Here is a 26827-nt window from a genome sequence, read left to right on the forward strand (position 1 = left end):
GCTCGACACCGAACACCTGCTTGAACTCGTCGATGAAGGCTACGAGCGCCTGTGTGGCCGGTCGAGCTCGGCCGCGAAGAAAGCCGATGCGGCCTTGAGGATCTCGTTCGCCCTCTTCAGCTCGGCGTTCTCGGTCTTGAGTCGCTTGATCTCGGCGGCTTCTTCAGAAGTGACCCCCGGTCGCTGGCCGGCGTCGACCTGGGCTTTCCGGACCCAGGTCCGCACGGTCTCCGCCGCACCGATTCCGAGCTTTGCGGCGACCGCTTTCATCGCGGCCCACTCGGTCGGGTAGTTCGGGCGGACCTCCGCGACCATGCGGACCGCACGCTCACGAAGCTCGGGAGGGTAGGGGGACGGACGGGTCATGACTCGATCCTCTCAGGGAATCGAGCCTCCATCAGACCCGGAACGGTTCACACTACATGGCTGATGAGGCGTACTACGCAGACGGAGCCGGTCGCAGTCTGGCCAAGAAGTTCGAGACTCAGGCGTACGATCTGCGCGCCTTTCTCAAGGAGTTCGAGACCAAGACGGGCGAGGAGGCCATCACCGATGGCTTCGGCGTTCTGACCGAATCCGACGAGATCAACAAGGCCTACATCGGGTACTCGGACACTGCCGCTGATGCCGTCAAGTTCATTCACGAGTATCTGGATCAAATAGCCGACTCACTCCGCAAAGTCAACGAGAACACCGAGGTCAACGACGAGGGCATGGCCGCCCTGTTCGGGAAGAAGAACGCGGGGGAGGCCTGATGTCCGGAAACGAGTCCGCTGCCGAGGAGCTGGTCGAACTCGGCATCGAGTTGGTCAACCCCGGTGGCAGGCCCGATGTTCTGCGCGACGCCGCCAAGGCGTGGCGCAAGCTGCAGAAAGACCTCGCCGGCGACGAAGGAATCCTCAAGGCGCTCGAGCGGGACGTCGAGAATACTGTCGGGAACACGTGGCGTGGCGAGGCGGCCGACGCGTTCAAGCTTCACTTCCAGGAGTTCAAGAGTGCCGTGGCGGACTCGGTCGACGAGTTCGATGAGGTCGCCGACGGACTCGACGAAGCAGCCGACGCGATCGAGAAGTGCAACGACGAGATCCATCAGATCTATCTCGAGATAGGCGTCACCGCTGCCGTCGGAGTGGCGACATCGTTCTTCTCCTTCGGCCTCACGGGTGCGGCCGCGGCCGCCAACATCACCCGCCTCGCCGCGCAGGCGGTCCGCATCGCAGGGCGTCTGGGCACACTGCTGCAGAGGATCGCGGCGATCTTCCGCAGGCTTTCCAGCCTGAACAAGGTCCAGAGCACTCTCAAGGGGCTGAAGGGCCTCAAGGACTTCGTCAAGAGCAGCAAACATTTGACTAATCTTGCTGTCAATGCGGGAGCAAATACGGCCGGTAATGTCGTCGCCACGGCCGTGGCCAACGGAGGGAGGATGTCTCCCAAGGATTTTGCGGATGCCGCTTGGCAAGGGGTCGCCGCTTCCGCGTTCGGCACGGGGATCGGCATAAAAATCGGGGGTATGGTGAGCAAGCCCGGTTTGAGCGCCGTCACCGAAGGCGTCGTCGGGAATGTTGCCGGAGGGGCGGGCGTCGACCTCATCAAGTACGGCTCAGGTCAGGACCTGTCAGTGAGGGACTGGGCGTACAACGCACTCGGCAACACCATCGGAGGCGTGGCAGGCGGAGGAATGACCCATGGTGCCAACCAACTCTCGGGCCCCCGGTCGAGCGACAACCCTCACATGGCCTTCGAGGGAATCCTCGGAGGAGTGGCACTGGGAACCGGTGGAGTGGCGAAAGATAAAATCAGGGCGCTGGAGGAGGACTTCGGATGAACACTGGTTCTCGTGCGGTCGCGATGTGGCTGACACTCGCAGCCTTTGGGTTCATCGCAGTGTTCGTGGTGATGTCGGAGCGTTTCTCGGCTGCGACACCGCGCTGGGATCTGATCGCGTGCTTCGCCGTGACAGCAGTCGGCGTGGTCGGATGCCTGGTGACGGTGCGCGGAAAGAGGTTCACTGCTTTCGGCGGAATCGGGTCACTGCCCTGGTGGCCCGACCTGCGTGCTGTGTGGAGGGGGTTGTTCGTACCGGTTTCGCTGATGACGCTTGTGTACTTCGTGGGCGGTATCGTCAACGTGTCGCCTGCCGCCTTGCGGATGGTTGAAGAGGGGCACGTCATCGCGACCGTGGAGGTCGACGACGTCCTGTCGAGCGAGCGTGAACGCGGCAGCCGAGGGGAGAGGTACTACAGCGTCAGAGTGAGAGCTTCGGTGCCCTACAACGACGGCGACACAACCAGGGTTTGGGAGTTCGATTCCCGTCAACGAGTCGAGGCGGGCGACGAGGTCTGGGCGCTGTACGCACCTTCGAGGCCGGATCTGGGAGCCTTCCTGGAAGAGGACCGTGGACAGCTGGAACAGAAGGCTGGAGGGCCACCGGCAAACATTCCCTATATGATCCTGACGATCTTTTCCGCCTTGCTCGTGGCTGCTCTCGCCTACAGTGCTCCCGGGTTGCCGCGACACGTCAGACGGGCGCTTCGGGAAGGACGTGTCCGGCGCATGTCTGTACGGCCGACCGGCGGCACAGCAGTCATGTTCGCGAGTGATTCTGCGAACCGCAACAGGAAGGGTCGGAACGACGAGCCCGAACTGAAGCCGACTCCCTGTCTGTTGCTGTGCGGGCCCGCAGGTGAACGTATCAGGGCGGTGGTCGGCAAGGGCATCGATCCGATCGCTGCGGCCAAGGCCCTGGAGGATCGGCACGACCACACTCCGGTGACAATTCACTGGATTGCGTCCGGCGAGGGTGCGGGCAAGGGAGTGCTGCTTTGGGGGCGCCACTACCTGCGCTGTCGGAGTGTTACCGATGCAGACGGTGAATCGCTCCTCACGGATGGGGAATCGGCCCTGCGCGTCGCTGGGCAGCGGAGGCCGCGGGAGGTTCGTCGGGTCCCGGAGTGGCGGTCCGACCTGCACGTTGTCGGATTCGGCTGGACGCTCTTCATCCTTCTGCTTCTCGGTGTCATCGCGTTCGGTGTCGGCCTCATCGCGACCATAGTTCTTGCCTGCATCGTCGCACTGGCCGGGCTCGTCGTTCTGTACGGCGCTTCAGCGGAACGTGCTGCCGAGTTGTCCAAACTGATTCCCGAGTCGCGGGATGAGGATTCCGGACACGCTTCGGACGAGGGTCCCCCGTCGTCCGCCGGGGAGGGGGCACGGTGAACGATGCGACAGAGCGAAGGGAGGGGTACACGCCCCATCCCTACGTCGGGGGTCGCGACGCGGTGCTGCGTCTGCTGGCCGAATGGGGCGCCGCCCGTCCCGAGGTGCCCCGCAACGTGGTGCTGACGGGTACCCCGGGGACGGGACGGACGCGGTTGATCGCGGGGTTCGTAGCGCTGTGCGATGACGAGCTCCGACGCCGCCTGCCCCTGGACGAGATGGATCCGGCGCTCGTCCCGCCGGTGCCGCCTGTTCCTCCGCTGCTGCCCCAGCCCGGCAGGCTGACGGTGGAGGATTTTCCGCTGATGGTGGCGAGTGCGCTCGGCCTCGAGACGCTCTCTGAAGGCGAAGCGGGAATGGAGGAGCTCGGGGCAGCCCTGAACGCGTCGAGTGAACCGGTGACCATCGTCGTACCGGAGATAGAGCGCGCTGATCGCCGCGCTGCGCGCGGAGCCGAGCGGCTCGTGAACGACGTGCTCAACCCCCTGGCCCGTACGGAGAACGTGCGGTTGCTCCTGGACCTCCCCAGGGATTTCGTTCACCCGCTGACCCGCGATCTCGCCGACGACGCCGTCCTGGTGCTCGACCTGGACCACCCACAGTGGTGGGAGACGGAGGGTCTCGCTGCGCAGGTCGAGGCTGCTCTCGACCCCCGGTCCGGAGCGCCGGAGCTGCCCTTCAGCAGGGACAGCACCGCGAGGGCCGCGGTGGCACAGGCGATCGCCGGGCGAGCGGGTAACAACGTGCTCGTCATGGACCTCGTGGTGAGAAGTCTCTTCGCCGCCCCCGAAGGTTTCGACGCGGCAGACCACGGGGCACTGCCCCGAACTGTGGACGAGGCTCTCACGTGGCATGCCGAGCGCGTCGGGCTCGACCCGGGGACCCTCCGCACCGCCCTGACCCCGCTGGCTCTCAGTACCGCCGACGAGTTGCCCGAGTCCCTCTGGTGCCGACTCCTGGCCGCCCTCGATGATCGGTGCGACGCCTCCGCACTGCTGGGGAGCCCGGCGCTGGAACCCTTTGTCTCCGTTCGGCGGGAGAGCGGTCGGAGGGCCGCCCGACTCGCGCTGACGCACGGCGCCATCGGCACGACAGTCCGGTCGGGCATCGAAGACATACGCGACAGACAGGCCCGCATCGCCGTGTCCTTGCTCGAGGCGGTGCCGGACCAGCAATGGGGCCGGGCCGACCCGTACGTGAGGGACCATATCGCCGACCACACGCTGGAAGCGGGTCTGCTTCCTCAGCTCCTGACCGATCCGGCGCTGTTCGTTCATGCCGATCCGGTGCGACTCCTCGCCGCCGTCTCGGAAGTACCCGCAGAACTCCTCGGCTCCCCGGCCCGCACCTATCTGCGGATCGCGCCGCTCCTCGCCGGAAACGGTGTGTCGGTGCCCGTCCGGGCGGCGCTTCTGGACATGGCGTTCGTCCAGGACGGTCTGCACGAGTACGGGCATGCCGTCCGCCGACTCGGTATCGACCTACCGTGGCAGACCTTGTGGTCCCTGCACCTCCCCTGCGTCCGGGGTGTCTCCGCCGCTACCCTCACTCCGCCCGAAGACCCCGACGGGCGTACTCCGGGCCTCCCGGCGCCGGCCGCCGCCCTGGTGGTCCCCGCCGGAACCGCAGGAGCCCTCCCCCTCGAAGAGGGCAGCGAGGTGGGCCTCCTGGTGCACGACCTCAACCGCCCGGCCCTGCTCGACGACGCGGAGCTCGACCGCCTTACGTTGGCCTCCGGGGAGGCGCGCGCTGCGGCCCCCTTGGCACTGGACCCTCGTCCGCAGGCGATCGAGATCTGGGACCGCGTTGAGGGGCGCGTCGTCACCACCTTCCCCACGGAGCAGTCACTCGTGGACGTCGACCTCTCGCCGGAAGGCGTGCTGCTGGTGGCCACCGAGAGCTCGGTGACGGCTGTCAGTATCCGGCGCGGGCCGAGCCTGGCCCCCCTGTAGTGCGGGTCGTCCGCGTGCATCGGGTACCGGTGTCAGGGCAGGCGGGCGGCGGGGGTGTGTCGTAGGGTGACGGCATGCACGCGCAGCCCGCGATGAACTGGTGGTGGACCGCTCACTCGGCGGCCCACTGACTGCGCGCGCACCACACAGACGACGCGAAGGCCGCCCGAGGGGCGGCCTTCGGCGTGTCCGGCACGACCGGCTCGCGGCCGTTCCCTCCACAGCCCGGAAGGGAACACCGTGAACACCAGCGCCACCCACCTCGTCACCCGGCTCACGGCCGACGACGCTCCGCCGTTCGCCCTGCTCCGCAGGAGAGCCCCGGGGCGGGACCACGACACCGTCGAAGTCCTTGTCGGAGGGGTCCGCGAGGCCGGACGCCTCGCGCAGCTGCCCGACCGCTGCCTCGCACTCGTGCCGTTCCGGCAGATCGCCGAGCGCGGCTACGACGCCGTGGACGACGGCACGCCCCTGTCGGTGCTGGTGGCCGACGAGCAGCACGAGCTGCCCCTGACGGACGTGCTCGCGGCGCTGCCGCGTCACCGCGTCGCCGTGCGGGACGGCGCCTTCGACGTGGACGACGGCGCCTACGCGGACACCGTGCGCCGGGTGCTGCACGACGAGATCGCGACGGGGGAGGGTGCGAACTTCGTCGTACGGCGGACCTACCGTGCCGGGATCGACGGGTTCGGCCGTACGGACGCGCTGGCCCTGTTCCGCCGGATGCTCGCGCACGAGCGCGGCGCGTACTGGACTTTCGTGGTGCACACGGGCGACCGGGTGCTGATCGGGGCGAGCCCGGAGGCCCACGTGCGGATGTCCGGCGGGACGGTGGTGATGAACCCGATCAGCGGCACGTACCGTTATCCGCCCGCCGGACCGAGTGTGGACGGGTTGCTCGACTTCCTCGCCGACCGCAAGGAGACGGAGGAGCTGTCGATGGTCGTCGACGAGGAGCTCAAGATGATGAGCGTCGTCTGCGACCGCGGGGGAGTGGTCGTCGGGCCACGGCTCAAGGAGATGGCGCACCTGGCGCACACCGAGTACGAACTCCGGGGCCGCAGCACCCGGGACGTGCGCGAGGTGCTGCGCGAGACGATGTTCGCCGCGACCGTCACCGGCTCGCCGGTGGAGAACGCCTGCAGGGTGATCCGCCGGCACGAGCAGGGCGGCCGGGGCTACTACGCCGGTGCGCTGGCCCTGCTCGGGCACGACGCCGACGGAGGACCGACGCTCGACTCGCCCATCCTGATCCGCACCGCCGACATCGACGCGGCCACCGGCGCGCTGCGGGTGGGCGTCGGCGCGACGCTCGTCCGGGGCTCGGACCCCTCCTCCGAGGTCGCGGAGACGCACGCCAAGGCGGCCGGCGTCCTCACCGCGCTGGGCGTACGCGAGGCCCCGGCCCGGACGGCGACGGAACGGCCCCGGCTGGCCGACGACCCCCGCGTGCAGGAGGCACTCGCCGCACGGCGCACCGCGCTGGCGCCGTTCTGGCTGCGGATGCAGGAGTCGGACCGGGCGGCGAGCCGTGGCCCGGCCCTCGTCGTCGACGGCGAGGACGCCTTCACGGCGATGCTCGCTCACCTGCTGCGGACGTCCGGCCACGAGGTGACCGTGCGCCGCTACGACGCTCCCGGACTGCGAGAGGAGACGCTGCGTCACCCGGGGCCGGTCGTCCTCGGCCCCGGCCCCGGCGATCCGACGGACACCCGCGACCCGAAGATCCGGCTGCTGGGCGGCCTCGCCTGCGAGCTGCTGGACCGGCGGGCGGCCGGGGAGGGCCCGCCGGTCCTCGGCGTGTGCCTGGGCCACGAGATGCTCGCCGCCGCCCTCGGGATCGCACTCGTCCGGAAGGAACGCCCCTTCCAGGGCGCCCAGGAGACCGTCGACGTCTTCGGCACGCCGCAGACCGTCGGCTTCTACAGCTCCTTCACCGCCCGCTGCGGCGACCGCCACGCGGCCGAACTCGCCGCCCGTGGCGTCGAGATGAGCCGTGACCCCGCCACCGGGGACGTGCACGCGCTGCGCGGACCGGGGTTCGCCGGGGTGCAGTTCCACCCGGAGTCGGTGCTCACCCTCGACGGGTCCGGCATCGTCGCCGCCCTGCTGGCCGACCTGAACCCGGCCCCGGCAGAAGGCCGTTCGGAGAGCGCGGTGACCTCCCCGTAGCTCCTGACACCCGACGCCGAGCGGGGAGAGGCCGCGGGTATCTTCATCCGGCGAAGAAGCGAACGATGCCCACCGGCAGGAGATGCGGGCCGAGAACGAACGGAACGCCGCCGCTGCGCGCGGGCACGCGGACAACACCACCCTTCAGTCGGAGTTCGGATGAGTGGCGACGGGGGTGCCCCGGACCTGTACGGGCGGGGCGCCGGTATGCGGGAGGCAAGGATGAACGCGCCGGACGGCGGGGGAGAGAGCGCGGTCCGGCGGGCCGTGACGTTGGGCCGGGTGGTCGGCGCGCTCGGGACGGCGGCACTGGCCGGGCAGGCGGCGGCATGGCTCTGCGTCGGGGATCCCGCCCTGCGCTCCGCCCTCACGTGGTGGTGCGCCGGTGCCCTCGTCCTGTGCTTCGCCGCCGTGCTTCTGGTGCAGGTCTCGGCCCGGGGCACCGACGTCCGGAGCGCGTACCGGGCCGCGTGGCGCCTCGGGGTGGGGGGTGCGCCGAGTCGCCGGTGGCAGGCGGTGGTTCCCGCGCTGGTCGGCCCTGCCTACCTGGCGCTGCTGGTCGGACTCGGCGCCTCCGCACTGCAGGAGGCGGGCGACGCGGAGAAGATCTCCGCCGCGGGAGCCCGCATCGTCGCCGCGCCCGTCGAGGCCGTGGACCCGCAGGGCAAGACGGGCAAGGGGCGCTACGACGACTATCGCGCCGTCTACGACGTGCGGCTGCCGGTGAGCGGCGTCGGCGGCGCCGAGGCCGCCGACGGGCGCTCGGTCCGCGTCGAGGTGCTCAGCAGCGCGTATCTGGGTGAAGGAGACACCCTGTACGTCGCGTACGCGCCCGAGGACCTCGGACTGCGGCCGGTCGCCGACGAGGAGCGCAGTCAACTGGAACAGGAACTCGCGGGGTTGCCCCTCACCTTCCGTGCGTGGGTGGCGGTACTCGTCGCCTGGGGCGCCGGGACGCTGTGGCTCGCCTTCCGCGCGGTGCGCGGCGCCGCCGGGTTCCGGGCGGAGTCGGCCGCGGGAACGCCGGTGGCCGTGCCCGTAGCGGTCGACGGTCATGTGCAGCACGCCACCGCGCCGGACGGCCCTCCGGGCCTCCTGCTGCGCGGTGACGGTGTGGAGATGCCGTTCGAGCCGGCGGGCGGCTCCGTACGGGCCGCCGCTGCCGCCCTCCAGGGGCAGCAGGGCAGCGTGCTGTGGGAGCCGGCCGGCGAAGGCGGCGACGGCGGCGCCGACGGGAAGGCCCCGGCCGTGTTCGTCGCCGCGGAGGGCCGGCGACTGCACGGATCCGTGGCCGTGGCCAGGTGCCGCGACGTCGAGGCGCGCGGGCAGGCGCGGGCGGTGGCGTCCCAGGCCTCCGGCGGGCGTGACGTCGACTTCGGCCCCGTCTGGCCCCTCGCCACGCGTCCGGGCGTACTCGGGCTCTTCTTCCTGGCGTACGCGCTGCTCACCCCGCTGTTCGTGCTGCCGCACAGCGGCGGCTGGGGCGTCGCATGCGGCGTCGCGAGTGCCGCCGCCGTGGGCGCCGGCTTCCTCTCCCACTGGAACCGGGCGGAATAGCCGGGCGCGGCCGGCGGCCTGTCAGCCGAAGAAGACGCCGGCCTCTTCGTAGAGCGCGGGCGGCACCGTCTTGATCCGGGCCGTGGCGTCGGCCAGCGGCACCCGGACGATGTCGGTGCCGCGCAGCGCGACCATGGTGCCCCAGTCGCCCTCGTGCCCTTCCGGCGGAGTGCGGGACGGCGCTGTCGACGTGGTCGACGTCGCGGCACAGCGACGGTGCCTGCCGGACGAACAGAGCGCGTCCCCGATGATCTTGGTGCACACCACAGACCGGGTGCGATCAGCCCTCCCTAGAGAACCGGGGAAGGGCTCCTCTGCCGGCGGAGCGCGAACAGCTCGGCCAGGGTCGCGCCCTCGGGACCGACACCTTCCTCGGTACCGAGCCAGTCCGTCGCTTCCGCGCGGGTCAGGGGGGCGACATCGATTCGGGCGAGACACCGGCCGGGCCGCACGACCGCAGGGTGGAGACGTTCCAGGTCCTCGTTCGTCGTGATCCCGACCAGGATGTTGCGTCCCTGTCCCAGGAGACCGTCGGTGAGGTTCAGCAGACGGGACAGGGCCTGCCCGGCGGCGTCCTTCGCCTCCCCGCGGATCAGCTCGTCGCAGTCTTCCAGCAGCAGCATCCGCCAGCGTTCGTCGCCCGATTCGTCGTCCTTGCCCACGGCGACGCTCATCAGATAGCCGACGTCGTTGAGGAGCCGCTCCGGGTCGAGTACGCAGTCGACCTGACACCAGCCGCGCAGAGAGCGCGCCAGGGTGCGCAGGGCAGAGGTCTTGCCCGTGCCGGGCGGGCCGTGCAACAGCAGCAGGCGTCCGGTGACGTCGTCCGGGGTGATGCTCATCAGGCTGTCCAGAGCAGTGGCGACCGGGGCCGTGTAGTTGCTGCGTACGTCCTCCCAGGCGCCCGCGGCTATCCGGCGGGTGACCCGCCGGGGTCCGCGCTGCGGCGAGCTGTACCAGAAGCCCATCGCGACCTCGTCGGGCAGCGGCTCGTCCTCCTCCTCCGCGCCACAGGTGGCGGAGCCGAGCACACGCTCCGCCAACTCCTCGGCGACCGCCGTGACCGTGACGTCGGCACCGCCCCCGCCTCCCCGTGCCACCAGCACGGTCCAGCCGTCCCCCTCGGCCAGGACCTCGGTGCGTTTGCCTTCGCGTGACGAACGCAGCACGGTGGCTCCGACGGGTAGCAGCGGGAACTCCTCCCTCACGCCTCTCAGGTGGCACGTACGGGTGTGCGGCTGCTCGCCGCTGGTGAAACGTGCCAGGAGCATGGCTTTGACGGGGGAATCGCTGGAGTCGACGGTGATCACGGGAGCGGGTGTCCGGCCGGGAACGGCGATCTCCGGGTGAGAGGTCGGCATGGCACCCGATGATGCGGCATGGCGGTGGCCGGGGGAAAAGGGTTTTCCCGCGCGCGTCACGGACCTGTGCCGCCGCTCCGCGCGGGCCCAACACGCTGCGCGTCGGCGGTACAAGGACGCCACGAGGTCGTGTGCCTGCGGCGGGAAGCCGGTCAGATGCCGCAACGACGCCCACGTCCGTCAGTGCCGCCGGCGTGTCGTGGGCCGACGCAGGCGTCGCTGCGACCCCGCGTTGCAGTGGCGGCCCGTCAGCCGAAGAAGACGCCGGCCTCCTCGTAGAGCGCGGGCGGCACCGACTTGATCCGGGCCGTGGCGTCGGCCAGCGGCACCCGGACGATGTCGGTGCCGCGCAGCGCGACCATGGTGCCCCAGTCGCCCTCGTGCACGGCGTCGATCGCGTGCAGGCCGAAACGGGTGGCGAGCCAGCGGTCGAACGCGCTCGGCGTGCCGCCGCGCTGGATGTGCCCGAGCACCGTCGTGCGGGCCTCCTTCCCGGTGCGCTGCTCGATCTCCTTGGCCAGCCACTCGCCGACGCCGGACAGGCGCACGTGTCCGAAGGAGTCGAGGGAGTCGTCCTTGAGGACCATGCCGCCGTCCCTCGGGACGGCTCCCTCCGCCACCACCACGATCGGCGCGTAGCTCGCCTTGAACCGCGACCGCACCCAGCCGCACACCTCGTCCACGTCGAACGGGTGCTCCGGGATGAGGATGCAGTTGGCGCCGCCGGCCAGACCCGAGTGCAGCGCGATCCAGCCCGCGTGCCGGCCCATCACCTCCACCACCAACACCCTCATGTGCGACTCGGCCGTGGTGTGCAGCCGGTCGATGGCCTCCGTCGCCACGTGCACGGCGGTGTCGAAGCCGAAGGTGTAGTCCGTCGCCGACAGGTCGTTGTCGATCGTCTTGGGCACGCCCACGCAGCGGACGCCGTACTCGTCGGTGAGCCGGGCAGCGACCCCGAGGGTGTCCTCCCCGCCGATCGCGATCAGTCCGTCGACCTCGGCCTTCGCCAGGTTCTCCTGAATGCGGCGGACGCCGTTCTCCTGCTGGAAGGGGTTGGTGCGCGAGGAGCCCAGGATGGTCCCGCCGCGCGGCAGCGTGCCCCGCACCGCCGGAATGTCCAGCGGCATGGTGTCGCCCTCGACCACGCCGCGCCAGCCGTCCCGGAAGCCGACGAAACGGTGGTCGTACTCCTGGACGCCTTTACGGACCACGGCGCGCATGACCGCGTTCAGGCCGGGGCAGTCGCCCCCGCCGGTGAGCACTCCGACCCGCATGGGATCTCCCTTCTCCGCGTGACCTCTCCGCGTGACCGCCGACGCACAGCGGCCACGCTAGCGGTGATCCAGGTCACAACGGGATGGGGGAGCGCGACATTCCCGGCGCCGGGCGGGAAGGGGGCGCCCGCTCTCACCCGTACGAGCGACCGCGCGCGGCGCCGGGCGGGAGCGGATCGGCGGTTCAGCCGTCGTCGAGGCCGCGCTCGATCGCGTACCGCACCAGCTCCACGCGGTTGTGCAGCTGGAGCTTGCCCAGGGTGTTCTGCACGTGGTTCTGCACCGTGCGGTGCGAGATCACCAGGCGCTCCGCGATCTGCTTGTAGCTCAGCCCCTTGGCGACCAGCCGCAGCACCTCGGTCTCCCGGTCGGTGAGCTGCGGCACCCCCGGCTCGTCCCGCGCCGCGGCGGGCGGTTCGGTGGCCAGGCGGCGGTACTCGCCCAGCACCAGCCCCGCCAGGCCCGGCGTGAACACCGGGTCGCCGGCGGCGGTGCGGCGCACCGCGTCGATCAGCTCCTCGGTGCTCGCCGACTTCACCAGATAGCCGGTGGCGCCCGACTTCACGGCCTCCAGCACGTCCGCGTGCTCCCCGCTCGCCGACAGCACCAGCACCCGCAACGCCGAGTCCGGGCCGACCAGTTCACGGCAGACCTCGACACCGGGCAGCTCCGGCAGGTTCAGGTCCAGGACCAGGACGTCCGGCACGGCCGCCCGCGCCCGACGTACGGCCTGACGGCCGTCGCCCGCGGTCGCGACCACGGCGAAACCCGCCGCCTCCAGATCCCGGGCGACCGCGTCCCGCCACATCGGGTGGTCGTCGACCACCATCACCCGCAGCGGCTCCCGCTCGCCCGTCGCTTCCTCAGCCATCCTTCGGCACCCTCATCTCCACCTCGGTCCCCTGCCCCGGCACCGACACCAGTTCCGCCGTCCCGCCCAGGTCGCGGAGCCGGCCGCGGATGGACAGCGCGACGCCCATCCGGCCCTCCGCCTCGGCCGTGGCCAGACGCCCGGCCGGAATGCCCGGACCGTCGTCCCGGACGGTCACCAGCACCGCGTCCGGCTCGTCCTCCAGCAGGATCCACGTCCTCGCGTCCGCTCCGGCGTGCTGCCGCACATTGTCCAGGGCGGCACCGACAGCCGCGGCCAGTTCGCGTGCCGTCTCCGGCGCCAGCAGCACCGGGGTGCCCGGCTCGGAGAAGGTGACCAGGGCGCCGGCGTGCCGTGCGAGCAGCTTCCGCAGATCGTACGGCTCCCCCGCTTCCACGTCCCCGGCGCCGCCCGCCGCGCCGTGCGGCCCCGGCCCGGCAACGGCCTGCGCCGCGTACGCGGCCGCCGGAGCGGGCAGCGGCGGCGGGCCGCCGGAGACCAGCGCGCGCAGCGCGACCTCCTGCTCGCCCGCCAGGCGTCCCAGCTCCGCCGCCTCCCCGCCCAGCGAACTGCCGCGGCGCTGCACCATGGCCAGCACCTGGAGGACGCCGTCGTGGATGTCGCGGGCGAGCCGCTCGCGTTCGCGGGTGGCCGCCTCGATCTGGAGCGCGCGGGCCAGGGTCCGTTCGCTGGCCCGCGCGACCTCGACGACGTAGCCGATGGCGATGCTCGCGACGCACACCAGCAGCACGTTGTGCACGGTGTCGCGGGACGGTGCGCCGCGCTCGACCACATTGGCGACGCCGACCAGCACCGAGGCGCCCGCCGCCCACCGCCACCCGCCCTTGATCGCGAAGCCCAGCACCGCCCCGGCCGACCAGATGGACGGCAGCGTGTTGATGCCGCTCTCCACCCGCGCCATCGTCTCGGTGAAACGGGTCAGCACGATGCCGGTGAGCGCGATGGTCAGTTCACAGACCAGGAACGGGTAGCCGCACCGGGCGGCGGACACCGTGCGGGTGGCCGTCGCCAGCGTCCACACCACCAGCAGCGCCACGAAGCCGACCGCGAGGTACGGACGCACGTAGTGGTCGTAGGCCAGGACGCACAGGCCCGCCGCGTAGGCCGCGCTCAGCAGGCGGTAGCCCGTCAGGGCCCGCCACAGCGGCTGTTCCACCGACATCCTCGCCGGCATCCGAATCCCCCCTCGTGCACCGCGTGCGCTACGCGGCGTTCCTTCTCTCGCCGTGCTTCCCCGGCTCACCCTGCGGGTCGCGCCCGGCTCGTTCGCCCGCGGCGGGCGTGCCCTCGGGCTTCCGCTCCGGCCGGTCCGCGGCCGGTTCCGCCGTGCCGGCCGCCTGCGCCGACTCCGGTTTCCGGGTCTGCTCGGCCGCCTGCGCCTTCTGCGCCTCTGCCGCCGCCTTCGCCGCGTCCGCGATCTGCCGCTTCGCCGCCGTGGCGTAGATGTCGACGTACTCCTGGCCGGACAGCTTCCAGATCTCGTACATCACCTCGTCGGTGACGGAACGCTGGATGAACCGGTCGTTCTCCATGCCCTGGTAGCGGCTGAAGTCGAGCGGGCGGCCGATGCGGATGCCCGGCCGCATGATCTTGGGCCGGATCTGTCCGGGCGGCTGGATCTTCTCCGTGTCGATCATCGCGACCGGGATCACCGGGGCCCCGGACCGCAGCGCCACCCGCGACAGGCCGCCCGGCTTGCCGCGGTAGAGCCGCCCGTCCGGCGAGCGCGTGCCCTCAGGGTAGATGCCGAACAGCTCGCCCTTCTCCAGCACGCTCAGTCCGCTGCGGATCGCGGCCTCGCCCGCGCCGCGCACCCCGGACCGGTCGACCGGCAGCTGACCGGCGCCCTTGAAGAAGGCCGCGGTGAGCTTCCCCTTCACCCCCGGCGCCGTGAAGTACTCCGCCTTCGCGATGAAGGTGACCTTGCGGTCCAGCACCGCGGGCAGGAAGAAGGAGTCCGAGAACGACAGGTGGTTGCTCGCCAGGATCGCCGGCCCGGTCGCCGGCACGTTCTCCAGCCCTTCCACCCAGGGGCGGAAGACGAGCTTCAGCGAACTGCCGACAGACAGCTTCATCGCTCCGTAGAACACCCGAGGACCTCCTGTACCTGACGGAACCGACCATATCCCGCGCAGCCGCCGGTATCGCCGCGCGCGCTGCGGACACCGCCGCAGGCGGTGTGCTACCCGGGTCACCCCGCGCACGCGTAGGGTGGCACCGTCCGACGTCCTTCCCGCGGTGCGGTGCGAAGGGAGACCCGCGGTGCCGATCCTTCCCGGAGCCGAGCCGATCCGTCACGACGGCTCGCAGACCGGCGTCCTGCTGTGTCACGGTTTCACCGGCTCGCCGCAGTCGCTGCGTCCCTGGGCGCGCCATCTGGCGGACCGCGGATACACCGTGTCGCTGCCGCTGCTGCCCGGTCACGGCACCCGCTGGGAGGACCTCCAGGTCACCGGCTGGGAGGACTGGTACGCGACGGTCGACCGCGAGCTGCGCTCGCTGCGCGCCCGCTGCTCGGAGGTCTTCGTCTGCGGCCTGTCCATGGGCGGCGCGCTGGCGCTGCGCCTGGCCGCCAAGCACGGCGACGACGTCAGCGGCGTGGTCGTGGTCAATCCGGCGAGCACCTTCCCCCGCCTCGAGGGGTACGCGCTGCCGGTCCTGCGGCAGCTGATGCGCTCCACCCGCGGGCTGACCGACGACATCGCCAAGGAGGGTTCGCACGAGATCGGCTACAACCGGGTGCCGCTGCACGCCGCCTACTCGCTGCGGAACCTCTTCCGCCGGCTGCGCACCGAACTCCCGGAGGTCACCCAGCCGCTGCTGCTGCTGCACAGCCGCACCGACCACGTGGTGCCGCCGTCCGACTCGGCACTGATCCTCTCCCTCGTCTCCTCCACGGACGTGACCGAGACGGTGCTGGAGGACAGCTACCACGTGGCGACCCTGGACCACGACGCGGAGCGGATCTTCGCGGACACCCATGGCTTCATCTCCCGGATCTCAGCGAGGACGACGGCACGTGACGGAGCGTAAGGAGGGCGCGGGCGGTCCCGGCGAGGAGCGGGAGCCCGCACTGCCGGCCGACGAGGAGGCGGCGTGGGCGCAGATCGTCGCCGCCTACGGCGACGAGCCCGACGACCGGCCCGGCGACCGGCCCGAGGACGAGTCCGGCGAGGCGCCCGGCGGTGCGGACGAGGACCGCGACGCCCGGGACCGCGAGCGGGCGGGCGAAGCGGAGGAGTCGGAGGCCGGGCCGGCCGACCGGCCCGCTCGCAGCTTCACCGTGTACGCCGCCGGCACCGGCCCCCGCGACTGGGAGCGCCCGGACGCCGAGGACGACGACCACTTCACGCCACCGGAGCCGCCACCGCTGCCGGAGACCGACGCCACCACCAAGTTCGGGTGGCTCGGCGCGCTCGGCGGCCCCCTGCTGCTCATCGGGGCGGTGCTGTTCGACGTCTACATGTCGTGGTGGATCGTCACGCTCGGCGTCGGCGGCTTCCTCGCCGGCTTCGCCACCCTGCTGACCCGGCTCCGCGACGACCACGACGACGACCTGGGCGACCCCGGCGGCGGCGCGGTCGTCTGACCTGCGGCCCTTCCGGATCCGCCCCGGTCCGGCCCGCACGGACGATCCCGGCAGCCGCCGGGCGGCGGACGCTGCCGGTAAACGGAAGTGCGCCGCGGGCCCGTTCCCTGCGACGATGGGGCGCCCGCGGCCGGAGCAGCCGGCGCGGGCGACGGTAGGAGGGGGAACCGACCGTGCTGACCCTGTTGTTCGTCTTCACCGCGGTGGCGCTGCTCACCGGCTGGCTGGTCGCGATCGAACTGCGCCGCGAGCGTGCCCGGGCGGGCGGCGACGGCTGACCGGGCCACACCCGCCCGGCGTCAGCCGTCCGTCGACCGCCCGCCGTCCCCCAACGGGGCAAAGGCCGGTACGCGGAGCGCCGCCAGCACCGGCAGGTGGTCGGTGGCCGCCCGCAGGTCCCGTTCGGTCACGCCCGGCAGCCCCTTCGGGACGCCGCAGCCCAGCACCTCCACCTCCGGCGACGCCAGTACGGCGTCGATGCGCTGGTGTGGGTCCGACGGCGTCGAGGTGTGCTCCCCTCCCCACGGGTTCGTCGCCCAGCCGTCCTGCAGGGCGTCCGTGAGCCGGCGGAAGGCCCGGCCGCGCGGCCGTTCGTTGAGGTCGCCCGCCGCCACGGCGTACGGGGTCCGCCGCCGCATCTCGGTCAGGCGCTCCAGCAGCATGCCGGCCTGCGCGTACCGCTCGTCCTTCTGGAGGCTGAGGTGCGTGCTCAGCACGCCCAGCCGGGCGCACGGTCCTCCGGGCCGCTCCGGTCCGAAGCGGAGCCGCGCGGTGGCGAACCCGCGCCGGTGCAGCCCCGGCGTCAGCGGCAGCAGCAGGTCTTCGGCGTCCTCGACGTGGGCGCGCAGCGACGCCAGGATCATGGGCCCGGCGGCGGTCGCCCCGCCCGTGACGTGGACCAGGCCGGACTCCCGCGCCAGCCGTGCCGCGTGCTTGCGCCAGCGGAAGAAGCGCGGCGCCTCCTGCACGCACACGACGTCGGGGGCGCACGCCCGGATGACCCGGGCGAGCGCCCCCACGTCGTCCCGCAGGGAGCGGACGTTGTAGCTGAGCAGCCGCACCACGGCGGAGCCGTCCGGTTCGGTGCGCGACCCGGGCAGGTCGGCGAGTACCGAAGCAGGTGTCATACGCCGCAGCGTACGCCGTGGCGGGCCGCTCGATCAGCCCTGACGCGCCAGGTCGGCGGCGCCCACCAGGCCCGCCTCACCGCCGAGTTGGGCGGACAGCACCTGCGCGTGCGGGCGCCAGTTGCCGCCGACCAGCCAGCGGCGGAACGACTTGCGGATCGGGTCCAGCACGAGGTCCCCCTCGTCCGAGACGCCGCCGCCCACGATGAACGCGGACGGGTCGAACAGCGAGGCCAGGTCGGCCAGCCCGGCACCGGCCCAGCGCGCCAGCTCGCGGAACGCGTCGACCGCGACGGGGCAGCCCGCCCGTGCGGCCTGGCTGACGTGCCGCCCCTCGATGCCGTCCGGAGTGCCGTCGCCCAGCTTGAGCAGGATCTCGGCGTTCTCGGGAGTCGCGGCCGCCCGCTGCCGCGCGTAGCGCACCAGGGCGCGGCCGGAGGCGTACTGCTCCCAGCAGCCCTGACTGCCGCAGCCGCACAGCAAACCGTCCGGGACGACCCGGATGTGGCCGAACTCCGCCGCCACGCCGAAGCGTCCGCGGTGCAGCCGCCCGCCGATCACGATGCCGCCGCCCAGCCCGGTGCCCAGGGTGATGCACACGACGTCGTCGTGGCCCTGGCCCGCGCCGAAGCGGTACTCGCCCCAGGCCGCGGCGTTCGCGTCGTTCTCCACCACGACCGGCAGGTCGACGCGCTGCTCGACCTTGTCCTTGAGCGCCTCGTGGCGCCAGGCGATGTTGGGGGCGAAGAGGACCGTCGCGCGCTTGTCGTCGACGTACCCTGCGGCGCCGATGCCGACCGCTTCCACCGTGTGTTCCGCGCTGACCGTACGGACCGCGTCCGCGATGGCGTCGACGACGCCTTCGGCGGTGGGCGGGGTCGGAACCTTGCACGTCTCGAGGATCGAGCCCTCTTCGTCGACCACGCCGGCCGCGATCTTCGTACCGCCGATGTCGACGCCGATGGTGAGTCCCATGTGTCCCTCAGTTGTTCCGTCGATCCCCGCTGCGCACGAGGGTACCGGAGGGGTGTGTGGCGCAGCGCACGCCGCCGGGGAGTGGGACGCGGGGGGAGGGACGGGGCGGAAGGAACGGCGGGGTCGCCGTCAGTCGAGGTCGATGCGTTCCGGGCCGTCGGGGCCGTCGTCGTCCCGCCGGTCCGTCGGGCGGGTGCCCTTCGCCCCGTCCGGCCCTTCGGGGCGGTCCACGTCTCCCGGCCGGTCCGGGCCGTCGGGGCGGTCCACGCCTTCGGGCCGGAGCTCGTCGCCGCGCGGCGCGGGGGCCGCGTCCTGCGGGCGCAGGTCCGCCGACCAGCGCTGCTCCTGCCCCTGCACGGCCGCACGGTAGGCGGCCGCGATCTCGTTCCCCGCTGCCGCGAGGTGGTCGAAGATCTGCGGATTGCGCTCGACGACCGGCTCCACCACCGCACGCGCCTGCGCCAGGAACTGCTGGGCGAACCCCTGGGCGGCGAAGCCGCCCGGCGTCCCGGCGAAGGGCTTGCCGATCTCCGTGACCTTCGCGGACACGGCGTCGGCCAGCCGCCGCAGTTCCTCCGACGCGCTGACCGGCTGCGGACCGTATGCGGCACGCCGCCGCTCCCGCTCCGCGGCGAGGTCCTCCTCGCACGCCTCGGCCCAGGCGTCGGCGTCGTTCCGCTCGAAGGCATCGCTCATCGTGGGGCTCCCGTGCTGGGTCGGCTTCTTCCTCCGACGGTACCGGACCCGCCCTCCGGCTCAGCCCTGCGCGGAGTGCTCCGCGGTGCCGTCGGCACCGCGCTCCGTGGGGTCGTCGGGCCGCTCGGGCCACAGCGACGGATCCGGCTCGAACCGCACGCACAGCTCGCCGTTCTCGAACGCGGCCCCGGTCACCCGGCAGCGCCGCAGCGCCGACGGCAGGGGCAGCGTGCGCCGGTGCGGGCCGACGCCGACGACGAGTTCGTCCCCGCGCCGTACCAGCCCGAGTGCTTCCTTCCGCGCGCCCGGCAGCGGCAGCCGCCAGTGCAGCCTCCCCTCGGTGGCGCGTCTGTCCTCCACCGTGCCCGGCGCGCCGCTCTGGCCGGGGACGAACACGCCTCGGGGCGGCTCGGCGACGTCCGGCGAGCGCGCTGGGTCCGGGGAGGCCGCTGGGTCCACGGAGCCGAGGAGGTCCGCCAGCTCCGCCAGGTCCGCCGTCCCCATCGGCGCACGCCCCAGATGCGGCACCTCCCGCACCGGGAGCCCGCGCACCGGGTGCGCGCGCAACGCCTTCAGCGCGGCCTGCTGTTCACCCGACAGCGCGGCCAGGAACGGGTCGCGGGAGCGGGTCGGCAGTACCCGGTTGGCGATCACCGTGTCGCACCGCAGCCCGTACAGGGCCAGTGCGGCCCGCGCCGTGTGCAGCCGCTCCACGGCCGTGTCGCCGGGCTCGGCGACCAGCCGCACGGCCGTCCCCGGTGCCGTCAGCACCCCGGCCACGTCGGCGAGTTCGGCACGGAACCGGTCCGCCCCGGCATACAGGCCCGGCGGCGGCATCGGGACACCCGCCAGCCCGGCCAGCAGCGGGCGCAGCGCACGGGCGGCCTGCTTCTGCGGCGGCAGCAGCCGGTCGAGGTACCGCCGGACCTGGTCCGGGAGCGCGAGTGTCCGCAGAGCCCGTTCCACGGGCGGCAGATCCACCACGACGGCGTCCCACCGCGCCCGGCCCCCGGCTCCCGTCCCCTCCTGGGCCGCGGCCCGTCGCACGGCCCGCAGCACCGCGAACTCCTCCGCGCCGGGCAGGGGCGTGAGCTCGTCGTCGTCCAGCGCCTCCGCGCCGGTGAACCGCAGCAGCGTGTCGCCTCGCTCGCGCAGGAGGGCGGCCAGCGCGCGGACTTCGGCGTCCGGGTCGACACGTGCGGCCCAGAGGCCGGTGCCGGGGTCCGCCTCGGCCGGTTCCCCGGCGGCTGTCCGTGCGCCCAGCACACGTTCGAGGACCCCGTCCTCCTCGGTGCTCAGCAGCAGCGTGCGCGCGCCGCCACGCGCGGCGGCCAGCGCCGTCGCCGCCGCGACGGTGGTGCGTCCGGCGCCGCCGGTGCCCGTGACCAGCAGCAGCCGCGGACGTCCGGAGAGGCCGTCGGCACTCACGTGCCCAGCGCCTCGACCCGCTTCTTCAGCCCGTCCAGGGCGCGGTCGATGATGACCTTCTCCGCCTTGCGCTTGATCATGCCGAGCATGGGGATCTTGACGTCCACGGTCAGCTGGTACGTCACCTCGGTGCGGTCGCCGCCGGCCAACGGGTGCAGCCGGTAGGAGCCGTCCAGGGAACGCAGCATCTGCGACTTCACCAGCGACCAGTGCACCTCGTTCTCGTCGACCCAGTCGTACGCGAGGGTGTGCTCGTCTCTGATGGCCCCGGCGTCGAGGAGCAGCCGGACCTGTTCCGCCCGCCCGAGGTCGTCGGTGGAGACGACCTCCGCCTCCTTCACCTCGCCGGTCCACTCGGGGTAGCGCGCGAAGTCGGAGATCACCCCCATCACCTCGGCGGGTGCCGCCTCGATGGTGATGCTCGAGCTGGTGTGTTCGGCCATCTCCGTGGCTCCTCCGTCGTGCCGCCGCCTGTGGTGTGCGGTGGCAGGCTACCGCCCGGGAGGCGGCCGTCCGTCCGCGACGCCGGTCACCACGTCAGAACCCACGGCGTGCCCGTGGCGTTGAAGTGGCCCACGTTGACGCATTCGGTGCGGCCGATGCGCATCCGGCGGGTCAGCGGCTGGTGGACGTGTCCGAAGAGGTGGTAGCGCGGCCGGACCTCGCGCACCGCCTCCAGGAGCGCCGCGCTGCCCCGTTCGAACCGGCGGGCGACGGTGTCGTAGCACAGCTCCGGAACCTCGGGCGGAATGTGCGAGCACAGCACGTCGACCTGCCCCAGCGCCGCGACCTTGGCCGCGTACGTCTCCTCGTCGATCTCGTACGGCGTCCGCATCGGGGTGGGCAGGCCGCCGCCCACGAAGCCGAACCGGAGGCCGCCGATGTCACAGGTCTCGCCGTCCAGCACCGTCGTGCCCGGCCGGGCGTACTCCGGCCACAGCGGCGGCACGTCCACGTTGCCGTAGGTGGCGTACGTCGGGCTGGGGAAGGCGGCGAACAGCTCGGCGTACTGGCGGCGCACGGCCTCCTCGGTGGCCGCCCGACGGTCGATGCCGGACCACAGCCGGGAGGACAGCGCGCGGGCCTCCTCGAAGCGGCGCGCGGTGCGCAGCGCGACGATGCGGTCCGCGTTCTCGACGCCGAAGAGGTCGGGGAAGATGCCCCGCGCATGGTCGGCGTAGTCGAGGAAGAGGACGAGGTCCCCGAGGCAGAGCAGCGCGTCGGCGCCGTCCCCCGCCTTCGCGAGATCCGTCGCGTTGCCGTGCACGTCGCTCACCACATGGACCCGCATCCCCCCACCCTAGAGGCACCGTGGGCCACAGCCGCCGCCGTTCCACCCCGCGGCCGGAGCGTCCGGAGCACCCGGCAGAGCAGCACGGTGCCCGGGCGCGACCCTGCGGCAGCGATCGTCAACACCGGGGTAACAGGCCGTTAGCACCCCTGGCACACCGTTGCCGGAGGGTGGTGCGCATGGCAGATCCACAGCACCTCCTTCCCCCGTCCCGCGGCCACTCCGGGCTCGGCGGGCACGGCGGGCACTGGCGCCGCGACCTCGTCGAGCTGGCGGCGCTGTTCACCGCCGTGACGGTCACCGACCTCGCTGCCAAGACGATCGTCGGGGGACCGCACGGCGTCGGCCTGCTGGCCGCGTCGGCGCTGGTTCTCGTCTGCACGGCCGGCCTGCACGCATGGTGGTCGCGCCGGCGCGTGCCCGCCGGAACGGCTCCCGCCGCGCCCCCGGCCGTCGCCGACACCGCGCTGTGGCGGCTCCGGACGACCGTCCGCGAGCAGCCGGGCGCGCTCGCCGCGCTCTGCACGTCCCTGGCCGGACTGCGGGTGGACGTGCTCGCGCTGCAGACCCTGCCGCTGGGCCCGGGAGAGCCCGCGGCAGGGCCCGACGGCGGCGCGGAACGCCCGGAAGGGGCCGACCACACCGTGGACGAGCTGTTGGTGAGGGCTCCCGCCGCGGTGGACGCCCCTGAGCTGCGGCGCGCCGTGACGGCCGCCGGCGGACGGGACGTCCTGGTGGAGGAGGCCGACGCGCACGAGCTGGTCGACGGCACCACCCGGGCGCTGGAACTGGCGGCCCGCATCGCCCACGACTCGGCCGAACTCCCTCCCGCGCTGCGCCGGCTGCTGGGACGCTGCACGATCCGCGCGGAGGCCGCCGCCCCGGCGCCGGGCGGTGCGCCGTCCGAACGCCCCGGGGACCGGAACGCGTTCACACCGCGCCGCCTGCGGCTGGCCGACCCGTCCGGCGGCGTGCTCGTCGTGGAGCGGCCCCACGCTCCGTTCACGCCGGGGGAGTACGCCCGTGCCCGCGCTCTGGTGGCACTGGACCGGCGGCTCGGCAGGCGCCTCCCCGCCCAGGTGTGGCCCGCCTCCGCCCGCGACGGAGGCGAGCTGATCCTGCGCCGTGCGGACGGCCGTGACCTGCCCGCCGTGCGCGAGCTGCACGCCCGGTGCTCCCGGCAGACGCTCGCCGAGCGCTACCACGCGCCGGTGGCCGACCCCGGCCGGTACCTGGGCGGGCTGTTGTCCCCGCACGTGGGCCGGACCGTCGTGGCGCAGGACCGGTCCGGACGGACGGTGGCCGTCGGCCACCTGCTCTGGGACGGGGAGGAGACCGAGGTGGCCCTCCTGGTCGAGGACGCGTGGCAGGGGCGCGGAGTGGGCGGTGCGCTGCTGCGCAGGCTGGTGCGCATCGCCGCGGAGAGCGGGTGCGCGGACGTCTACGCCGTCACCTCCCCGGCGAACGCGGCGATGATCGCGGCGATGCGCGGCCTGGGGCTCCCCCTGACCCGGGAGGACCGTGACGGTGCGGTGGTCCTCACGGTGCGGCCGGCCGGGGCGTGGGCGTCCGCGCCCTGAACGCCGGTCGCCGGCGCGCCCGGCCGGGGTGCCCTCCCACTCCGGCCGGGCCGTTCGCTCGCTCCCACCTGCGGGATCCCTCCGGTCGTCGGCGGTGTGCACTAACCTTTCCGGCAGTGCGTCAGCATGTCCGCGTCGTGACGTGTGACGCACGGAACATCTGGCCGCGTCCCCTACCCGGACGGCCTTACCAGTGGGTAACGTCCGGGCCGTCATTCCTTCGGGAGCGCAGCGCGGTCCCGGACACACGCGGACGGGTCCGGCCGCAGGGCCCGCCCGGCGCCGACGAGGAGCAGCAGTTGCGCGAGTTCAGCCTTCCGGCCCTGTACGAGGTCCCCGCGGACGGCAACCTGACGGATCTCATCCGGCGGAACGCCGTGCAGCATCCGGACGTGGCGGTGCTGGCGCGCAAGCGGAACGGCTCCTGGGAGGACGTCACGGCGACCGCGTTCCTCGCCGAGGTGCGCGCCGCGGCCAAGGGCCTGATCGCCGCCGGCGTCCGCCCCGGCGACCGGGTCGGCCTGATGTCGCGCACGCGCTACGAGTGGACGCTCCTCGACTTCGCGGTCTGGAGCGCCGGCGCCGTCACCGTGCCGGTGTACGAGACGAGTTCACCCGAGCAGATCGCCTGGATTCTCGGCGACTCCGGGGCGCGCGCCGTCCTCGTCGAGACCGACGTGCACGAGAAGGCCGTCGCGTCGGTGCGTGAGCGCCTCACCGAACTCGAGCACCTCTGGCGCATCGAGCCCTCCGCGGACGCGCCGGGAGCGGTCGCCGCGCTCACGGCGGCGGGGGCCGAGGTGACCGACGAGGCGGTGGACAAGGCGAGTTCGACCGCGTGCGCCGACGACCCGGCCACCCTCGTCTACACCTCCGGCACCACCGGCCGGCCCAAGGGCTGCGTGCTCACCCACCGCAGCTTCTTCGCCGAGTGCGGCAACGTCGTCGAGCGGCTGCGCGCGCAGTTCGACACCGGCGAGTCCTCGGTGCTGCTCTTCCTGCCGGTGGCGCACGTCTTCGGGCGCCTGGTCGAGGTGGCCGCCGTGATGGCACCGATCAAGCTCGGTCACGTCGCCGACGTCACCACCCTCACCGACGAGCTCGCCTCCTTCCGGCCCACCATGGTCCTGGGCGTGCCGCGGGTCTTCGAGAAGGTCTACAACTCCGCCCGCGCCAAGGCGGCCGCCGACGGCAAGGGACGGATCTTCGACAAGGCGGCCGACACCGCCATCGCCTACAGCAAGGCGCTGGAGACGCCCGGCGGCCCGTCGCTCGCACTGCGGCTGCGGCACCGCCTCTTCGACAAGCTCGTCTACCGCAAGCTCCGCGCGGCCCTCGGCGGCCGCGCGACCCACGCGATCTCCGGCGGCGCCCCGCTGGGGGAACGGCTGGGCCACTTCTACCGCGGCATCGGCTTCTCCGTCCTGGAGGGCTACGGCCTCACCGAGTCCTGCGCGGCCACCGCCTTCAACCCGGCCGACCGGCAGAAGATCGGCACCGTCGGCCAGCCGCTGCCCGGCTCGGTGGTGCGCATCGCCGACGACGGCGAGGTGCTGCTGCACGGCGAGCACCTCTTCACCGGCTACTGGAACAACGAGACCGCGACCGCCGACGCGCTGTCCGACGGCTGGTTCCACACCGGCGACATCGGCACCCTGGACACCGAGGGCTACCTGACGATCACCGGCCGGAAGAAGGAGATCCTGGTCACCGCCGGCGGCAAGAACGTCGCCCCCGCCGTGATCGAGGACCGCATCCGCGCGCACGCGCTGATCGCCGAGTGCATCGTCGTCGGCGACGGCCGCCCGTTCGTCGGGGCGCTGCTGACCGTGGACGAGGAGTTCCTGCCGCGCTGGGCGCAGGAGAACGGCAGGGCCGAGCTCACCCGGGAGGCGCTGCTCGCCGACCCGGCGCTGCTGGCGGAGCTCCAGTCGGCCGTGGAGCTGGGCAACGCCGAGGTGTCCCGTGCGGAGTCGGTGCGGAAGTTCCGGGTGCTGCCCGTCCAGTTCACCGAGGAGTCCGGCCACCTCACGCCCTCCCTCAAGCTCAAGCGGAACGTGGTCGCCAAGGACTTCGCGACCGAGATCGACGACCTCTACGCGGCCTGACCCCTCCCGGCGGGGTGCGCAAGCCCCCCGCCGGGACACGTGGCGAGATCTGGTGGATCGCGTCTCATCAGCCGGTCACGGCCCCTTTCGGCCCGGTGCAGCCCTTAGGCTGGACTGCGTGACCGTGAACGCTGAGACCAGCACCTCGAACGCCACCTGGCGTGATCTTCCCGCGGCGCAGCAGCCGGAATGGCCGGACCACCAGGCTCTGCGCGACGTGATCGCCGAGCTGGAGTCCTATCCGCCGCTCGTCTTCGCCGGCGAGTGCGACCTGCTGAAGCAGCGGCTGGGCGCCGTGGCCCGGGGTGAGGCGTTTCTGCTCCAGGGCGGCGACTGTGCGGAGGCGTTCGACGCCGTGTCCGCGGAGAACATCCGGAACAAGCTGAAGACGCTGCTCCAGATGGGCGCCGTGCTCACCTACGCCGGCTCGGTGCCGGTGGTGAAGGTCGGCCGCATCGCGGGCCAGTACAGCAAGCCGCGGTCCAAGCCGGACGAGACCCGCGACGGCGTCACCCTGCCCAGCTACCGGGGCGACTCGGTCAACGGCTTCGAGTTCACCGAGGCGGCGCGCCGCCCGGACCCGGAGCGGCTGAAGCGCATGTACCACGCGTCGGCGGCGACGCTGAACCTCGTCCGCGCCTTCACCACCGGCGGTTACGCCGACCTGCGGCAGGTGCACGCCTGGAACCGGGACTTCGTGCGGAACTCGCCCTCCGGTCAGCGGTACGAGGCGCTGGCACGGGAGATCGACCAGGCGCTGAAGTTCATGCACGCCTGCGGCACGGACCCGGAGGAGCTCAAGACCGTCGAGTTCTACTCGTCGCACGAGGCGCTGCTGCTCGACTACGAGGGCGCGCTGACGCGTACGGACTCCCGCAGCGGCGACCTGTACGACGTGTCCGGCCACATGCTCTGGATCGGCGAGCGCACACGTCAACTGGACGGCGCGCACGTCGAGTTCGCCTCCCGGGTGCGCAACCCGATCGGAGTGAAGCTCGGCCCGACGACCACGCCCGAGGACGCGCTGACGCTGATCGACCGGCTGGACCCGGACCGCGAGCCGGGCCGGCTCACCTTCATCACGCGGATGGGGGCGGACAAGATCCGCGACCACCTGCCGACCCTGGTGGAGAAGGTCACCGCGTCGGGCGCCCAGGTGGTGTGGGTCAGCGACCCGATGCACGGCAACACCTTCGAGGCGGCCAGCGGGCACAAGACGCGGCGCTTCGACGACGTGCTCGACGAGGTCAAGGGCTTCTTCGAGGTGCACAAGAGCCTGGGCACGCACCCCGGCGGCATCCACGTGGAGCTGACCGGCGACGACGTCACCGAGTGCGTCGGCGGCGGGGACGAGATCTTCGTCGACGACCTGCACCAGCGGTACGAGACCGCCTGTGACCCGCGGCTCAACCGCAGCCAGTCGCTGGACCTGGCGTTCCTCGTCGCCGAGATGTACCGCGACCAGTAGTCGCGCCCGCGTACGTCCCGCTCGGGGCGGCCGTACTTCTGCCCGTGGGGCCCGTGTCGCAGGTGTGACGCGGGCCCCACCGGCGTTCGGTGGACGGCGCCGCACGAGTAAGGTTAGGGTTACCTCACCCCTGGGAAT

General features: G+C 72.4%; 22 protein-coding genes and 2 pseudogenes. 11 read left to right on the forward strand and 13 right to left on the reverse strand.

All coding sequences use genetic code 11. The annotated features are described in order from the left end of the window. A pseudogene (locus tag RM572_RS19825) lies at window positions 1–366 on the reverse strand (transposase); the annotation flags it as partial. Between the two features lie 56 nt (window positions 367–422). Here RM572_RS19825 and RM572_RS19830 point away from each other — a divergent pair. From RM572_RS19830 to RM572_RS19855, 6 genes are all read left to right on the forward strand, one after another. Then, the gene (locus RM572_RS19830) at window positions 423–755 is read left to right on the forward strand and encodes a hypothetical protein (protein WP_311674711.1); all 333 of its coding nucleotides are present in this window, start codon (window positions 423–425) and stop codon (window positions 753–755) included. Continuing rightward, entirely contained in the window at window positions 755–1825 is a 1071-nt protein-coding gene (locus RM572_RS19835) for a WXG100 family type VII secretion target (protein ID WP_311674712.1), read from the forward strand. The genes RM572_RS19830 and RM572_RS19835 overlap by 1 nt, the downstream gene beginning before the upstream one ends. Further along, window positions 1822–3216 carry a hypothetical protein gene (locus tag RM572_RS19840; protein WP_311674713.1) on the forward strand — a complete coding sequence of 465 codons (1395 nt, stop codon included), beginning with the start codon at window positions 1822–1824 and terminating at the stop codon, window positions 3214–3216. The genes RM572_RS19835 and RM572_RS19840 overlap by 4 nt, the downstream gene beginning before the upstream one ends. After that, window positions 3213–5168: an ATP-binding protein gene (locus tag RM572_RS19845; RefSeq protein WP_311674714.1), complete on the forward strand. Its 1956-nt coding sequence runs from the start codon at window positions 3213–3215 to the stop codon at window positions 5166–5168. Before RM572_RS19840 ends, RM572_RS19845 begins: the two co-directional genes overlap by 4 nt. A gap of 240 nt (window positions 5169–5408) precedes the next feature. After that, window positions 5409–7340, forward strand: a complete 1932-nt coding sequence (locus tag RM572_RS19850; protein WP_311674715.1) for an anthranilate synthase family protein — start codon at window positions 5409–5411, stop codon at window positions 7338–7340. A gap of 222 nt (window positions 7341–7562) precedes the next feature. Beyond that, the gene (locus RM572_RS19855) at window positions 7563–8897 is read left to right on the forward strand and encodes a hypothetical protein (RefSeq protein WP_311674716.1); all 1335 of its coding nucleotides are present in this window, start codon (window positions 7563–7565) and stop codon (window positions 8895–8897) included. A 21-nt stretch (window positions 8898–8918) separates the two neighbouring features. Here the strand turns inward: RM572_RS19855 and RM572_RS19860 are convergent. The 6 genes and pseudogenes from RM572_RS19860 to RM572_RS19885 all read right to left on the reverse strand — a co-directional run. Continuing rightward, window positions 8919–9044: pseudogene (locus RM572_RS19860) on the reverse strand (6-phosphofructokinase); the annotation flags it as partial. Window positions 9045–9187: 143 nt separating this feature from the next. Beyond that, window positions 9188–10258, reverse strand: a complete 1071-nt coding sequence (locus tag RM572_RS19865) for a DUF5925 domain-containing protein (RefSeq protein ID WP_311674717.1) — start codon at window positions 10256–10258, stop codon at window positions 9188–9190. Window positions 10259–10506: 248 nt separating this feature from the next. Then, a complete protein-coding gene (locus RM572_RS19870; protein ID WP_311674718.1) occupies window positions 10507–11535 on the reverse strand; it encodes a 6-phosphofructokinase in 1029 nt (342 codons plus the stop codon). Between the two features lie 184 nt (window positions 11536–11719). After that, window positions 11720–12406, reverse strand: coding sequence for a response regulator transcription factor (locus RM572_RS19875; protein ID WP_311674719.1), 687 nt, complete (start codon window positions 12404–12406; stop codon window positions 11720–11722). Further along, entirely contained in the window at window positions 12399–13589 is a 1191-nt protein-coding gene (macS, locus tag RM572_RS19880) for a MacS family sensor histidine kinase (protein WP_311674828.1), read from the reverse strand. The genes RM572_RS19875 and macS overlap by 8 nt, the downstream gene beginning before the upstream one ends. A 40-nt stretch (window positions 13590–13629) precedes the next feature. Beyond that, a complete protein-coding gene (locus RM572_RS19885) occupies window positions 13630–14502 on the reverse strand; it encodes a lysophospholipid acyltransferase family protein (protein WP_311674720.1) in 873 nt (290 codons plus the stop codon). 187 nt (window positions 14503–14689) lie between these two features. Between RM572_RS19885 and RM572_RS19890 the strand changes: the two genes are divergently transcribed. After that, a complete protein-coding gene (locus RM572_RS19890) occupies window positions 14690–15460 on the forward strand; it encodes an alpha/beta hydrolase (RefSeq protein WP_311674721.1) in 771 nt (256 codons plus the stop codon). Continuing rightward, window positions 15447–16016 (forward strand): hypothetical protein, encoded by a 570-nt coding sequence (locus tag RM572_RS19895; protein ID WP_311674722.1) that lies wholly within the window; start codon window positions 15447–15449, stop codon window positions 16014–16016. The genes RM572_RS19890 and RM572_RS19895 overlap by 14 nt, the downstream gene beginning before the upstream one ends. Before the next feature lie 299 nt (window positions 16017–16315). Here the strand turns inward: RM572_RS19895 and RM572_RS19900 are convergent, their stop codons facing one another. The 6 genes from RM572_RS19900 to RM572_RS19925 form a co-directional block, all read right to left on the reverse strand. After that, entirely contained in the window at window positions 16316–17143 is an 828-nt protein-coding gene (locus tag RM572_RS19900; protein ID WP_311674723.1) for an endonuclease/exonuclease/phosphatase family protein, read from the reverse strand. 33 nt (window positions 17144–17176) lie between these two features. Beyond that, a complete protein-coding gene (locus tag RM572_RS19905; RefSeq protein WP_311674724.1) occupies window positions 17177–18118 on the reverse strand; it encodes an ROK family glucokinase in 942 nt (313 codons plus the stop codon). Between the two features lie 129 nt (window positions 18119–18247). Next, window positions 18248–18814, reverse strand: coding sequence for a DUF5304 family protein (locus RM572_RS19910; RefSeq protein WP_311674725.1), 567 nt, complete (start codon window positions 18812–18814; stop codon window positions 18248–18250). Window positions 18815–18874: 60 nt separating this feature from the next. Further along, complete coding sequence (locus RM572_RS19915; RefSeq protein ID WP_311674726.1) at window positions 18875–20242, reverse strand: ArsA family ATPase; 1368 nt, start codon at window positions 20240–20242, stop codon at window positions 18875–18877. Continuing rightward, entirely contained in the window at window positions 20239–20685 is a 447-nt protein-coding gene (locus tag RM572_RS19920) for an SRPBCC family protein (protein WP_311674727.1), read from the reverse strand. The genes RM572_RS19915 and RM572_RS19920 overlap by 4 nt, the downstream gene beginning before the upstream one ends. An 86-nt stretch (window positions 20686–20771) precedes the next feature. Then, entirely contained in the window at window positions 20772–21533 is a 762-nt protein-coding gene (locus RM572_RS19925; protein WP_311674728.1) for a metallophosphoesterase family protein, read from the reverse strand. Between the two features lie 179 nt (window positions 21534–21712). Here RM572_RS19925 and RM572_RS19930 point away from each other — a divergent pair, with 179 nt between their 5' ends. The 3 genes from RM572_RS19930 (at window position 21713) to RM572_RS19940 (ending at window position 26689) form a co-directional block, all read left to right on the forward strand. After that, window positions 21713–23113: a GNAT family N-acetyltransferase gene (locus tag RM572_RS19930; protein ID WP_311674729.1), complete on the forward strand. Its 1401-nt coding sequence runs from the start codon at window positions 21713–21715 to the stop codon at window positions 23111–23113. A gap of 299 nt (window positions 23114–23412) precedes the next feature. Further along, window positions 23413–25221 carry an AMP-dependent synthetase/ligase gene (locus RM572_RS19935; protein ID WP_311674730.1) on the forward strand — a complete coding sequence of 603 codons (1809 nt, stop codon included), beginning with the start codon at window positions 23413–23415 and terminating at the stop codon, window positions 25219–25221. Between the two features lie 118 nt (window positions 25222–25339). Then, window positions 25340–26689: a class II 3-deoxy-7-phosphoheptulonate synthase gene (locus RM572_RS19940; protein WP_027762581.1), complete on the forward strand. Its 1350-nt coding sequence runs from the start codon at window positions 25340–25342 to the stop codon at window positions 26687–26689. Window positions 26690–26827 lie beyond the last annotated feature (138 nt).

The organism is Streptomyces hazeniae (assembly GCF_031845485.1).
GTDB lineage: Bacteria > Actinomycetota > Actinomycetes > Streptomycetales > Streptomycetaceae > Streptomyces > Streptomyces hazeniae.